Annotated in this window: 13 protein-coding genes; all 13 read left to right on the top strand. The window is 56.3% G+C overall.

Features of this window, described 5'->3' with window-relative positions; translation table 11 throughout:
- Positions 1-205 precede the first annotated feature (205 nt).
- Positions 206-1,093, top strand: coding sequence for an ArdC-like ssDNA-binding domain-containing protein (locus KW843_RS24825; protein ID WP_218297800.1), 888 nt, complete (start codon positions 206-208; stop codon positions 1,091-1,093).
- Between the two features lie 117 nt (positions 1,094-1,210).
- Positions 1,211-1,405 (top strand): hypothetical protein, encoded by a 195-nt coding sequence (locus KW843_RS24820; protein ID WP_218297799.1) that lies wholly within the window; start codon positions 1,211-1,213, stop codon positions 1,403-1,405.
- Positions 1,406-1,479: 74 nt separating this feature from the next.
- Positions 1,480-1,881 (top strand): hypothetical protein, encoded by a 402-nt coding sequence (locus tag KW843_RS24815; RefSeq protein WP_218297798.1) that lies wholly within the window; start codon positions 1,480-1,482, stop codon positions 1,879-1,881.
- Positions 1,882-2,304: 423 nt separating this feature from the next.
- Positions 2,305-2,625, top strand: a complete 321-nt coding sequence (locus KW843_RS24810) for a hypothetical protein (RefSeq protein WP_218297797.1) — start codon at positions 2,305-2,307, stop codon at positions 2,623-2,625.
- Between the two features lie 70 nt (positions 2,626-2,695).
- Entirely contained in the window at positions 2,696-3,223 is a 528-nt protein-coding gene (locus tag KW843_RS24805; protein ID WP_218297796.1) for a hypothetical protein, read from the top strand.
- A 237-nt stretch (positions 3,224-3,460) separates the two neighbouring features.
- Entirely contained in the window at positions 3,461-8,338 is a 4,878-nt protein-coding gene (locus KW843_RS24800) for an SNF2-related protein (RefSeq protein ID WP_218297795.1), read from the top strand.
- A 237-nt stretch (positions 8,339-8,575) separates the two neighbouring features.
- Positions 8,576-9,682, top strand: a complete 1,107-nt coding sequence (locus tag KW843_RS24795) for a phosphoadenosine phosphosulfate reductase family protein (RefSeq protein WP_255594933.1) — start codon at positions 8,576-8,578, stop codon at positions 9,680-9,682.
- A 262-nt stretch (positions 9,683-9,944) separates the two neighbouring features.
- Positions 9,945-10,838 (top strand): hypothetical protein, encoded by an 894-nt coding sequence (locus KW843_RS24790; protein ID WP_218297794.1) that lies wholly within the window; start codon positions 9,945-9,947, stop codon positions 10,836-10,838.
- A gap of 60 nt (positions 10,839-10,898) precedes the next feature.
- Positions 10,899-11,249, top strand: coding sequence for a hypothetical protein (locus tag KW843_RS24785; RefSeq protein ID WP_121944262.1), 351 nt, complete (start codon positions 10,899-10,901; stop codon positions 11,247-11,249).
- A 102-nt stretch (positions 11,250-11,351) separates the two neighbouring features.
- Positions 11,352-11,702, top strand: coding sequence for a hypothetical protein (locus KW843_RS24780; protein WP_218297793.1), 351 nt, complete (start codon positions 11,352-11,354; stop codon positions 11,700-11,702).
- 243 nt (positions 11,703-11,945) lie between these two features.
- Positions 11,946-12,533 (top strand): hypothetical protein, encoded by a 588-nt coding sequence (locus tag KW843_RS24775; RefSeq protein WP_121944264.1) that lies wholly within the window; start codon positions 11,946-11,948, stop codon positions 12,531-12,533.
- Between the two features lie 9 nt (positions 12,534-12,542).
- Positions 12,543-13,031 carry a hypothetical protein gene (locus tag KW843_RS24770; protein ID WP_218297792.1) on the top strand — a complete coding sequence of 163 codons (489 nt, stop codon included), beginning with the start codon at positions 12,543-12,545 and terminating at the stop codon, positions 13,029-13,031.
- A gap of 433 nt (positions 13,032-13,464) precedes the next feature.
- Positions 13,465-13,797, top strand: coding sequence for a hypothetical protein (locus KW843_RS24765; RefSeq protein WP_121944266.1), 333 nt, complete (start codon positions 13,465-13,467; stop codon positions 13,795-13,797).
- Positions 13,798-13,809 lie beyond the last annotated feature (12 nt).

The following is a 13,809-nucleotide window of genomic DNA, read 5'->3' as shown; positions in this document are numbered from 1 at the left end:
ATCTTTTCCCATGGCCTCTCCATCAGAGTTCATCGGAAAAGACGGTTTTTTGACCTTGCCGTAATGGCTAGGACAAGAGAGGCCGCTGCACTCGTCGCAAGACAAAGCAGCATTCAACACGTCAGCAATCGCTGCCGTAAATCAACCCATGCGGGGATGCACTCTCCGCTGGGGGAGGTGTCTCCGCGTTTTTTCGGAGATCACCATGGAAAAGAAAGAAGTAACGCGCCCTGACTGGATGGAATTGCTGGAGACGATCCTGACAAAACCAGGCCTGTTGGGCGACTACTACAGCGCCTTCCACAACTACAGCGTTGGCAACCAGATCATTGCTGTTCTGCAGCTTCTGGAGCGTGGTGTGCCCATTGGGCCCATCGCGTCCTTCAACGCTTGGAAGAAGAAGGGTCGCTCGGTTATGAAGGGCCAGAAGGCCATTGGACTGTGGATGCCGATCACTGTGAACGGCAAAGGCAAGTCCAAGGACGATGATGACGAGCCTACCCCTCCAGGTATGCCCCGACGCATCTTTGTGATGCGCAACAACTGGTTTTCCTTGGCCCAGACTCAACCTGACCCGCGCGCAGCGGAGCAAGGGGAGTCTTCTGGTGCCGTGGAAGAGCAGGCCGAAACAGAGATTCAGTGGGACCAATCGCTGGCGCTACGAAATCTCTCGGTGACGATGGAGCCATTCGAAAAAGTGAATGGCAACGTCCAGGGATATGCATACAGTTCCGAACGCCGTGTTGCGGTCTCACCCATCGCCGCATTTCCCCACAAGACACTCTTCCATGAACTCGCACACTGTGAGCTGCATGGGGATGTCGTGGAGGGTTTCGTGTGTGAGGATGACCTGACACAGGCCGTCAAGGAAGTGGAGGCAGAGTCTGTCGCATTTATCTGCTGCGCTTCGTTGAACCTGCCAGGTCTCGACTACTCGCGCGGATATGTGCAGCACTGGCTTGCACATGCGGGTTCTCGCGATGTGCTCAAGAAAAGTGCGGGCCGCATCTTCTCTGCAGCCGACCGCATCTTGAAGGCTGGGTTTGCCCAGCCGGAAAAGGTCGCGGCCGAACCTGAGTCAGCAAACGCGTAGTGCGTAGCTGATCCGGCAAACTACCCCTGGTAGCCATGGTGGCACCAGGGGGTTACAACCCAGCCGGGATATCACCTCTGCTGGGGTGACGATCCGGCGCAATTGCAAGGAACTCACATGATCTCGTTTCAAAAACACAAGGATGCTGGTTTGACCTACGTGCAGCCGATCCCTCGTGGTTTGGATGTCGTTCTCCCCAAGCCGGGAAATTTTCGCAATCGTCTGAACCACGTGTTTGGGTCGTTCGCACAGAAAGCAATGCCCATCACGAAGGTGATGGTGTCGGACGTGCCAATGACTGGTCAGAACTGAAGACCAATTTTTCAACCCTCGGGGCCAACTGTCCCGATGGGGAGGTGGCCTCACTTTCCTTCAACGGAGAATCCATGGCCTACCTCGCAACTTTGCAACTGCTCATCGACGCTGAATCCGAAAGCGCAGCGACTGTGATGTCTTCTGACATTGCAAGTCATCTCCAAGCGGACGGGCAGGTGCTCGACTGGAGCGTCAGTGACGCACGCGCAGTCAATGAAACCATTCGCGATTCCATCGTCAATGAGACCTACGTCTCGGGCGAATGCTTCGGCGAATACATCGTTGTCAGCACCACCAAGCGTCCTCAAGACGCGTCCTTTTGGTCCAATACCTACGGGTGGACCGCATACGACCTGGCTACCCGCTTCGATGCAACGGTGGCAGACCTCCCCAAAGCGGTGCAGCACGAAAGTGCCGCATTCTTCCTCGACCGGGGCCCTGCTTCCATGCTCGCAATGGTGTCGGCCAGATAAGGTCACGCGGGGCTCTCCTCGTGGCCACAGATCCATCCTTCAGGCCTTCGGGCCTGAAGTAGGGGACTGCCTAAAAAGTCAACTCCGTTGGCTTACCAAAAGGACCACCTTTCGGTAAACTCACAGAATTCAACGAGGCAGTTATCTGGCCTGTAGATCTCCTAGCTGGGGAGTCAATCAGCAATTCACTGGCAGCTTGTCTGTCTTTCTTCAACCCACGCGGGGCCTAGTCCCGCATGGGTCATGGCCTCCAACAGGAGACCTTCCGCCATCTGGCGCACCCCATTCCGGGGCTCTTGGCATAGTCGCCTTTTTCCCGATTGATCCTCGTCTGTTCGCAGCGTAGATCCGTCCATTCTTTTTTCCCACCGGGGCTCTTGATCCCGATGGGGACGGGTGCCCCATCTTCTTTGGAGCACCACCATGAACGTTTCTGAAACCACCGGCACCCGTGTCCTCACAACGAAGGAGCTGGTCAGCCGGTTCCATTCTCACGAGGATGTGCACCTCTCCACCGTGGCCCCCCAGTTCAACACTGGCGTGATCGATGTGGAGTTGTTGAAATCCGCTGGCCTGTATGTACCCGACTCCCTTCTGGAATGTCATGTGGTCGGCGTGAAGTACGCGGCAACCACAAGAAATATGCTTTCAGGCAAGCCAGAAGCAGTGTTCGATGCCCGTGACTCCTTCGGGAAGTACATCGGCACCTACTTTGCCAACTGCTTTGTGTCATTGAAGCGCTGACAACTCATTCAACCCCAGGGGGACATATCCCCTTGTGGGGGTGTCTCCCACCAACCTTTAGGAGATACCCATGTCTGCATATCCCAACGGATTCACTGCAAAGATGATCGAAGCCGCCGAACGCGTTTTGGTGGCACAGGCATTTGAAATGCATGTTCGGCCGGTGGTCACTGCCTACGAAGCGGAGATCCTGCAACGTTTGCAGCTTCGCTCTGACCCTCGTTTCAAGGTTCTCGGTATCAACCGCGTGATCCTGGATCGCAAGGAAACCTTCCTGCTTGGCGAAGCTGACCGTGAACTGTTCCTTCAGGAAACGTTCAAGGCCCGCGATGCAGCGAAGTTGATCGTTTCCAAACCTGAAAACTGTCCACTGTCCGAGGCTTTGACATTGCGTCTTGCTGCGGAACGGGAGCTGCTGCTGTCGCTGGCAGAACACCCGAAGTTCTCCAGCGTCGCGAAAGCTGCTGAATCGGGCACTCTGACGGTTGATGAGCGTAACAAGGTGATTGACCTCACTACTCGGTTGCTCTCCCCCTATATGCGCAATGCCAAAGATCTCCTCAATGACCTGATGAAAGGCCCTGAGTTGAACGACTGACGCACAGCGCTTCACGCACTCCTGACTTCGGTCAGGGTGCTTTCTCAAGTGGTCCAGCGGACCATTTCAGAAAGCGATTTCGACACCACTGCGTAGTGCTTTGGTGAAAAAACTCCGAGCTGCCGGAGACAAAAACAGCAATCCACGTCGCGAAAGCGGCTTTTTCAACCTGCCTGCGGGGCACCATCCCCGCAGTGGGGTTGGTGCGTCTGCAGGAGTCATCCTGGAGGCGTATTTATGAAGATCAAACCCGTCGCGCACGCGTGCATGTGGTTACCGGGTTTCGGCCCAGATGAAGATCCTATTGAAGTTCTTGGAACGCTCGCCTCATCCACTGTGGCGGCTCACGAGATCGTTCAAGAAGTCCAGCAACAGGCCCACTGGCCCAAGCTGGATGCAATGCATCACGCTTCGATCAGCACCCCGGTGCCGAAGTACGACGCAAACATCGCTGCCATCAAACTCCTGCGCAAGTTGGAGCAAGAAGGCCGCGCCGCAAACGCTGAAGAGCATGCCATTCTCAGCCTGTACACAGGTTGGGGCGGTCTGGTCAAGGCGCTCGATGGGGCCACCAGCGACACGGCTTGGCTGGCCAGGCATGAGGAGCTGAAGAGCCTCCTCACGCCTGAGGAGTTCGAATCGGCAACTGCCAGTTCGCTCAACGCCTACTACACACCACTGATGGTGGTGGAAGCCATTTGGAAAGCTATCCAGCGTTTGGGTTTCAAGGGTGGCAACATCCTGGAGCCTTCCTGTGGGTCTGGCTTTTTCATCGGTGGTATGCCGCAAGAACTGGCTCGCAAGAGTCGCGTCACGGCGGTTGAACTGGATGACGTATCTGCACGCATGACGAAGGTCATGTATTCGCAATACGGTGTGAAGGTTCACCAAGGTGAGTTCGAGCGTGCACGGTTGCCTGCCGGGTCCTATGACCTGGTGATAGGCAATCCACCATTTGGCAACGAAAAATCGGCCGAGCTGCGCAACGTGCCTTTTGCCAACTTCTCGCTGCACAACTACTTCATCGCGAAAGCGCTGGAGATGGTGCGGCCTGGGGGGCTCGTCGTGTTCATTACATCGACCGGAACCCTGGACTCGCACGGAAGTGGGCACCGGGCATACATGCACTCGCAAGCAAAGCTGGTGAGTGCGGTGCGCCTGCCTCGTGGCACGTTCAAGGAAATTGCTGGCACATCCGTCACAACGGATTTGCTGATATTCCAGAAACGTGAGGAGCGCGCTCCTAAGGCTGAAGAAGCTCGTTGGGGTGAGATCGTCCGTGTGCCGTCTGCTTCGAAGATCTACGGTGGGTATTCCGATGCCATCTACGCCAATGAGTTCTTCGTAAGCCGACCAGAGAATGTGATCGGCAAGTTGCGAACACAGACAGGCCCTCACGGGATGTCTGTCTACTGCGAATTCGACGGTGACCTGGGCACCGCTCTGCAGGAGCGTGTTGCATTAATTCCAGAAGGCATCTACACGGCACGGGCGCAAGCCCCCCGTGAAGCGGGCAAGAAGGAAGTCGAGGTGACGCTCTCTGAAGTGCGTCGTCCGGGGCTGGTAGTCATCGAAGGCAAGGTGTACGAGGTAGAAGGCGACAAGGCCAAACCTCTTGCCATCACCGGCAAAACGCTCCAGCGGACGCTGGGTCTGATCGAGGTTCGGGATTGCCTGCGCAGTCTCATTTCAGCGCAAGCTGGAAAGACCCCTGACGATCTGCTCACGCGATTGAGAATCGGTCTGAACATCGCTTACGACCGGCATGTGAAAGAGTTCGGCTACCTGAGCGAAAGCGTCAACAAACGCGCGTTCTCTGCTGATCCTGATCTGCCGCTGTTGCTGTCGATTGAGGAGTGGGATGCGGAGACGCAGACTGCTTCGAAGGCTCCGATTTTTGAGCGCAACACGCTGGCACCTGCTACTCGCGTCCAGCGGTGCGAGAGCACCAAGGAAGCGCTGCAGGTGTCTCTGGGTGAAGCGGGAAGGGTGATCCCTTCGAGGATTGCTGAGCTTTGCGGACGCCCGGTAGACGAGGTGATGGCTGAACTGCAGTCTGATGAGCTGGTGTACCTGGACCCGGAAACGGCGAATTGGGAATCAGCGGATAGCTATCTGTCGGGAAATGTGCGTCGCAAGCTCGAAATCGCCTCCGTGGCTGGTGACGAGTACCAACGCAACGCTCAAGCCCTTCAGGCGGTAATGCCAAAGCAACTGCAACCTGGTGAGATCAACGCACGGATGGGCTCAACGTGGATTCCGGCAAGGGTATACACGCAGTTCTTGGACGAGACGTTTAGCTGTAACGGCAACAACGTTGAGTTTGACGAGCGTGCCGGCGCCTGGACTGTCAAGACGGTCTGGGCGGTCCAGAGTGGGGTTGCGGCAACGCAAACCTACGGCACCGACCGTGTGAATGCTGCTGATCTATTTGAGATGGAGCTGAACCAGCGAAAGCCGACTGTCTACGACACGTTCAAAGACAAGCGAGTGGTTAACCCTCGTGAAACGGTAGTGGCCCGCGAGAAGCAACACCTGCTGAAAGAGGCGTTCGTTGAGTGGCTATGGAAGGACAGCGAGCGAGCAGAAATGCTTGCGAGTCAGTACAACCTGTTGTTCCGCTCGGTGGTCGCACAGAAGTTCGACGGGAGTCATCTGGTTCTGCCTGGCATGTCCGGCGTGTACACGCTGCGCACGCATCAGCGTGATGCTGTGTGGCGGGTTATCTCCAGTCGGTACAACACGCTCTTGGCCCATGCGGTCGGAGCGGGGAAGACCTTGGAGATGATCTGCGCCGGTATGGAGCTTCGGCGACTGGGGATGGCGAAGAAGGTGATGTTTGTGGTGCCAAACCACATGTTGCTGGACTTTGCCAACGGCTTCATGAAGGCCTACCCTGCAGCGAAAGTGCTGGCTGCGTCGAAAGACGATTTGTCCGGTGCAAAGCGCAAACTGATGCTCTCGCGGATTGCAACCCATGACTGGGATGCTGTCATCGTGACGCACGCAACGTTCGAGTCGATCAAGGTGAGCGACAGCTACATGCGGTCGTACATTGAAGAAGAGCTTGAATCGATTGAGTCAGCGCTGCGCGAGCGGTCGAGCTATGAAAAGGGCTCCATCGTCAAGGAATTGGCGAAGGCAAAGAAGGCGTGGAAGACACGGCTTGAGAAGATCAGCAAGCAGTCCGCAAAGGATGATCTGCTGAGTTTTGAAGAGCTGGGGATCGACTACATTGCATATGATGAGGCACACGTCGCAAAGAACTTGTGGCGCTTCACGAAGATGGACCGGGTAGCGGGATTGCCTAACAGCAACTCGCAGCGCGCGTTCGATGTTTTCGTGAAAACTCAGTATGTGCAGCGTTCACGCGCTGACGGCAAGGGCCTGATTTTGGCCACGGCAACGCCCATCAGTAATACGATGGCTGAGCTATGGACCATGATGCGCTACCTGCAAGCTGACATGCTTGAAGAGTTTGGCGTGCAGCACTTCGACGCTTGGGCTTCGAACTTTGGTGAGACGGTCACGGCTTTGGAGCTTGCTCCTGACGGTAGTGGCTATCGCATGCAAACACGATTCAGCCGCTTTCTCAACGTCCCTGAACTGATGAGCATGTTCCGCCTCGTCGCGGACATTCGCACACCAGAGATGCTGGATCTGCCGGTACCAACTGCCGTAAGGGAGACGGTGACGGTGGAGCCATCAGAAGACCTGCGCGACTACGTGCAGGAGCTGGTGGAGCGAGCAGGGAAGATCCGTGGGGGTGGTGTCCAGCCGAAGGACGACAACATGCTGAAGGTGACCGGGGATGGCCGCAAGGCTGCTCTCGATGTTCGCCTGGTGGGTCTACCCGACCCGCATGACAAGAGTGGAAAGATCTACGCGTGCGCACGCAACGTGCACCGCCTCTGGGTTGACTACGCCGAAAGCAAAGCTGCGCAGATCGTCTTTTGCGATCTGTCAACGCCAAGCTCTACCGGTGAGTTCACTGCTTACAACGAGTTGCGAAAGGAACTCGTTGAGCTGGGGATTCCTGATTCTGAAATTGCGTTTATCCACGACTACGACAGTGACGCCCGCAAGGACGAACTGTTCCAGGCCGTGCGGCGCGGGACCATTCGCGTCTTGATGGGAAGCACGTCAAAGTTGGGCATGGGCACCAACGTGCAGGACCGGTTGATCGCTCTGCATCATCTCGATATCCCATGGCGCACCAGCGACATGGAGCAGCGGGAAGGGCGGATCGTTCGTCAAGGCAACATGTTCTCGAAGGTGTTCATCTTCACGTACCTCACCAGTGCATCGTTCGACGCTTACATGGCTCAATTGCTTCACGGCAAGGCCAAGTTCATCGCGCAAGTGATGGTCGGCAACGACGAGATTCGCACTCTGGAGGATGTGGAAGCAGCAACGCTGTCGTATGCGGAAATCAAGGCCATCGCCTCGGGCAACCCGATGGTGCTTGAGAAGATGTCGGTTGACGCTGAATTGACCAAGCTCGCAGTGATGCGCCAAGCATGGGAGAGACAGCAACATGACAACCGCACATCGATCACCTATCTACCGGCACAGATTGAAGCCACTTATCGCTCCATTGCCAACATCGAAGCAGATATTGCTGCGGTGAACGCACCAGGACGCGAGACTGGGGTAACGATTGATGGGGTGACCCATGTACGAGAGGAAGATGCTAAGCGGGCCGTCTCGCTGGCATTGCATCTGGCGAAGCCAGATTTTCAGCTCATTGGCTCGGCCGCAGGGTTCAAACTCTGGGTTCGGCGTGCCGGTGAAGGTGAATGGTCTGCCCGTATGGAAGGAATGCACACCTATCACATTGGCCTGGTCGAATCGACGGCTCAGCTGCTCAATGGAGTGACAAGGACCCTGAAAAAGCTGGACGAAAGTCTCGCAACAGCAAGGGGCCGTGTTGCACACATGGAGCGTAACCTTGCCGATTTGAAGGTCGAGGTGTTGAAGCCGTTTGCCCAGCAGGATCGTTTTCTTGCGCTCGTGAAGCGCCAGAACGAAATCGAGACTGAGTTGGAGTTGACCGCAGGTGACGTGGCCGCAATGGACGAAACGGAGCAATCCGAGGAAGCCGTTGCTGCCTGATCTCGAAACCCCTTCTCGTGCCCCACCAGGGCGCGGGAAGGAGGTTTTCTAAAGCGTCTTTTTCACGAGGGCGTTTCAGACAACCGTTTCAACCTGCCTGCGTAATGCATGCAGTGATGAGGGGATGCTGCCCCGCCATATGGCACCAGCGATTCACGGGCCCAGAGCCCATTTTTCAACCCACGCGGGGCTCAACTCCCGCTTGGGTGTCGGCCTTGCTTGATATAGGAGGTCGATATGTTGATGCCCCTTGCGCGAGCGAGCGGTGATGGGGAACTACCCCTCGTGCAGAGCGACATGTTCCAGGACGAAATGGAACTGGAGCTGGCTGCGAACCCACCGTCGAAGGCGCACAAAGAGCCCATAGACGTTATGAGCTATGACCGCTACATCGTGGCGATGAGCGGAGGTAAGGACTCAATTGCATGTCTGCTGCATCTGCTGGAGTGTGGGGTCCCAAAAGACCGCATCGAGGTCCACCACCACTGTGTGGATGGTGAGCCAACAGGTGAGGATGGCTTGATGGATTGGCCTGTCACGACAGACTACTGCCGGAAGGTTGCTGAGGCCTTTGGTCTCAGGTTCTCTCTGAGTTGGCGTCATGGCGGAATAGAGCGCGAGTTGATGCGGAACAACCAGCCCACGGCGCCTGTGTCCATCCCCTACTTGGTCGATGGCAAGCGCATGGATGTCGGTGGCCAGGGCAAGCCGAATACGCGCCTGAAGTTTCCACAGCAGTCCTCGAATCTGTCTGTCAGGTGGTGTTCATCCGTTGCGAAGATTTCTCTCATGGACGCGTGGATCTCCAACGATCCGCAGTTCCTTGAAGGTCGCACTTTGGTAATCACCGGGGAGCGTGCGGAGGAATCGACTTCCAGGGCTCATTACCATGAGTTTGAGCCCCACCGTAAGGACAACCGAAATGGGGCCCGTGTGCGCCGTTTGGTGGACCATTGGAGGCCTATCCACAAATGGACTGAGCAGCAAGTCTGGGACATCATCAAGCGATTTCGGCTGCTCGTACATCCAGGGTACCGGCTGGGATTTTCCCGGCTTTCATGTCGTTGCTGTGTCTTCGCCGATAAGGACCAATGGGCAACGGTCAAGTTCATTGCCCTCCCACAGTTCAAACGAGTTTCCTCACTTGAGGGATTCACTGGTTTGACAATTCACCGCACGAAGTCTGTCGAGGATCTGGCCTCGTGCGGCCGTGTGTACGCTGCGTCCGTAGACCACCATGAGCTGATCGACGTGGCCAACAACCATGTCTACACACTTGAGGTTTTCACGGATAATTGGGTCATGCCCGCTGGGGCTTTTGGTAAAGCCTCTGGGCCCACCTGACAAACGCGATTGACAGAACCTTCTGGTTCCGGTGCAATCGCTTCACTCCCTGCTTTCGAGCGGGGGGTTTCTCAAGCATCCTCCCAAGTGTGCTTCAGAAACTGAATTCAAACCTTCCCCGTAATGGAGTTGGTTGATACGGCGGCTGTCCGTGCTTCGGCAAGCAGCTTTTCCCAGTACCTTCGGGTGCTAATTTTTTACCCACCGGGGATGCGAAGTCCCCGCTGGGCTTCGCTCTTCGGGTTTCCTTTTGGAGATCTTGATGAGTGTTCTTTCTTTTCCCGAGCGTGGCCCTTGGGGTGATCCGAAGTGGCGCGGCAACTGCTCTGGCTACATCTACAAGTCGCTTTTCGAGCAGTTGAGGCCCAAGGTTTTTGTTGATCCCATGTGCGGATCAGGCACCTCGATTGAGGTTGCGCGTGAGATGCATATTGAGGCTTACGGTCTTGATCTGCACCAGGGCCACAACATCCTCCGCGATAGCATTCTGTTGGCCGTTGGTAAGCCAGCCGACCTTTGCCTCTCGCACCCGCCCTATGGCGACATGGTGGTCTACAGTGGCGAGGTTTGGGGCACGCCTCACGCGGATGATCTCTCTCGCTGTAACAGCGAAGATGACTTCCACGAGAAGCTGCACATCGCACTGCTCAATCAACGCGATGCGACCAAGCCTGGTGGTTACTACGGGACCATCATCGGCGATAAGCGCTCGAAGGGAACTTACGTCTCCTACCAGGCAGAAGCCATCGCGCGGATGCCAGCATCTGAGTTGGCCGCAGTGCTGATCAAGCATCAGCACAACGTGATGTCCAACTCGCGTTCCTACCCAGGAATGAAACTGCCGCGTGTGAGTCACGAATTCATCCTACTGTGGCGTCGCCCAGAGGTGATCACATCGTTCCTCTCCGATCTCGCTGGCATGGCCAAGCAGCAGTCGGCTCGGCTTACCTCAACGTGGAAAGCATTGGTCCGCACGGTGTTGGTGAGCCTCGGCGGGCAGGCGAGCCTTTCCCAGATCTATGAGAAGGTGGCCAAGAACGCTCCAGAGCGTCTCGCAGCCAATCCTCATTGGCAAGCAAAGGTCCGGCAGACCCTGAATCAAAACCAGTCGTTCTTTGCTCCCATCGAGCGTGGTGTCTGGTCATTGGCAAGCTGATTTCAACCCTGTGGGGGCTCGTCCCCGATGGGGATGGCCACCCGAAACACGGAGAGACCTATGAAAACCAGTGCCGAAACCGGCCAGGTGTGGGCCCGCAATGTTGCAGACGCTCTCACCAAGAAGCTCAACTCCTTCGATTGCCCTTTCTACTGGGCAAAAGCAGGCGAAGACATTCTGAAAAAAGAGCCCACATGCGTGTGGCCTAAGGACCCCCAGTACCTGTATCAGGTAGAGGAGGGCACCAATGAAGGCCTGTATGTGGAGGTGCTGCACCGAGACGCGAACGGTAAATCCGTTCAACTCCTCGTGGTGAAGTTCCTCACCAGCATCAAAGCAGCCGGGGCGTGCCTTGGGTATGTGTCGGAGTTCCTTGAGTCCTTCGATCCAGAGCAACTGCGCACGGCGTGATGCCGCTGCAGAAGCACAGCAGCTGGGTAACCAGCAATCTTCAACCCTTGGGGGCCATCGCTCCCATGGGGGCGTGGTCTCCGTTTCTTGATGGAGATATTCATGCAAACGCAATCACGTCATAGCACTGTCTGGGCACGGCAAGTTGCCAGGGCTCTGTCGAAGCATCTTGACCGGTTCGACTGTGATTTCAACTGGGCTCTGGCCCATGAGGACAACCTGAGCAAGACTCCGACTCGCGCCTGGCCAGCTAACCCTTGGTTGGTGTTCCAGGTCGATGAAGGTCCTGCTTCCGGTATTCACATCCATGTGCTCAATCGCGCCGGATGTCTGACCCCTGAGCCCCTCGTTACGCTCAAGTTCAAGGCTCCTCTCCAGGAGGCCAAGAGCTGTGTTGGCCTGGTGTCCAGCTTCCTCGAAAACCTCGATCCAAGGCTCCTGCCTTCGGCTTGAGTTGAGGCCTCCCATCGTTTATCGATGGGGGCTTTTCACAGCCTCTTTCACCAGGGGGCTATGAAAAGCGTATTTGGTCGTTCCTGAGTAATTCAGGCACCGATGCTCCAACCTGCAGGAGGATAAGCAAGCAGCAAGGCGTTCTTTGGAATGCCACTCACAGGGTCTTCAAAGACCCAGCATCAACCCTTGCGGGGCTCAACCTCCGCATGGGGGTGTGCTTCGCAAACTCGGAGTACATCAATGGTCAATGAAAGAGATCACGTCAAGCTCGGTTTCGCAGAGCTTGCTCGGGTGAACGTGGCTGATCAGTGGTTGCAATACCACTTCAACTCAGTCGATGACGTATGGATCGTTTTCGCTCTCGAAGAGCGCGACGGCCAACCGCCGAAATGGCGCCGAATCCATGCCTCTTGGGGCCATGGTGAAGCGGCCATGTACGGCGCATACAAGAAGGGCGCAGCATGGGAAGTGCATACCGGACAGCGCAAGCTGCGTGGCAAGACACTGCCCGTTGAGAAGTACCTGGCAGAGATTGCCAAGCTCCCGACCAAGCAGCTTTCGGATATTGGGGCCCTTCGCCCTATGTGCCGGAAGTCTGTCGAAGGTCATGGGCTTGAGTACATCGACCGCTACTACGGGCACGAGTGGGACAAATCCTCCTGGGACATGAGCGAGGCTGGGCCGACAGGTCCATTCCTCATCCCACTGTCCACCCGTCAGAACATGGCCTTTCTGCAACGCGTAGATGGTTCGTCCGATGTGTATCTCGCATCGGCTACGGGCTCCATCAAAGTGCTGCCGACTGACACGTTGGATCTTTTCGCGTAAGGGGCGCCCATGTCAGTGCAGATCTTTTATGACATCGCGGTGTTTCGGATTCCGTCCAAAGCGTTGGACACACCCGAGGACGTTTACGGTTTGTGTTTCCTCTCGGGGGATTCCAGGACGTACACCCATAGCGGTCAGCGTGAGCGGCGGTGGACCTGTCCAATCGTCGGCTTCTACGATGACGTGATCGCCCACCAGCTCACATGGGTCAATTACCAGGTCTATTGGAAGACGAACGGCGCCTCTGGTGCCACCCGCGACTTTCAGTGGCTGGCCAAGATTCGCAAGAGCTTGGACACTGCCACTGAGGTCGGTAGCTTGTCTGTCGATTTTGTTGGCATGCAAGTGGGTGACCTCAGTGTTGAGCCCCATCGACGCTGTAAGGGGATGACTATCCGCGAAGCCATCAGTAACTCGATGGCGTTGCGATCAGACCCGAAGACGGCCGGTGATTCGGACTGGGATGCTTTACGCATCCTGGGGCCTGGATCAAACTAACTTTTAACCCTTGCGGGGCACTTTCCCGCATGGGGTTGTGCTTCGCTCTCTTTGGAGTTCGCAGCATGAATGAATCAGAAAACACAGGCGTTCGCCTGGCAGGCTCTGTCGAGCATGTCATCGGCTATGCCTACCCCAGCAGCCCACTCGCAGTGCAACTCGGCTACTCGAAGTCGGGTTGTTTCACTGTCGAGGTCGCAGGGAAGACAACCCCTGCAAAGTCTTACGGTGACGCGAAAGCGAGCGTTGGCCGCTTGGGTACTGTTCCGGGGCGATGGTCTTGGGATCACCCTTGCAACAGTCATCTCCGGGTTCAACCTAGCGAGGTGCAAGTTGCACGCAGCCCGGTAACGGTCTGATCGCCAGTCAATTCAAAACCCCGTGGGGACGCCAAGTCCCACGGGCGGGTGTCTCCACAATTCAGGAGAACATCATGTCAACCAAACCAATCTACGCGCGGGCTGTAGCAGAAGCGCTGTTGAAGCACTTACAGGCATGCAAGCTGCCGGTTTACTGGGTCACTGAAAAGGGCCGTCAGTGGCCGTATGCGCCCAGCACCCGCTGGCCCGAGCAACCCTCTCTTGACTTCCACATCAGGAATGACAGTGACGGATTTGTGGTGCGTGTGATCCAGAACAATGACTTCAATCCACTCGCAGGCGAAATCCTGTTGGCGGTCAAGTTTGAAGCCAGCCTGATTCACGCAGGTGCTTGCATCGAGGCCTTGGCCAAGTTCTTCCGAGACTTGGACGTTTCCACCTTGTAGGCTCATTTCGAA

It is taken from the genome of Acidovorax sp. sif1233 (genome assembly GCF_019218755.1).
Lineage (GTDB): Bacteria > Pseudomonadota > Gammaproteobacteria > Burkholderiales > Burkholderiaceae_C > Acidovorax.
Note: the sequence above shows the minus strand (reverse complement) of the source record. Positions and strands in the feature narration are given on the sequence as shown.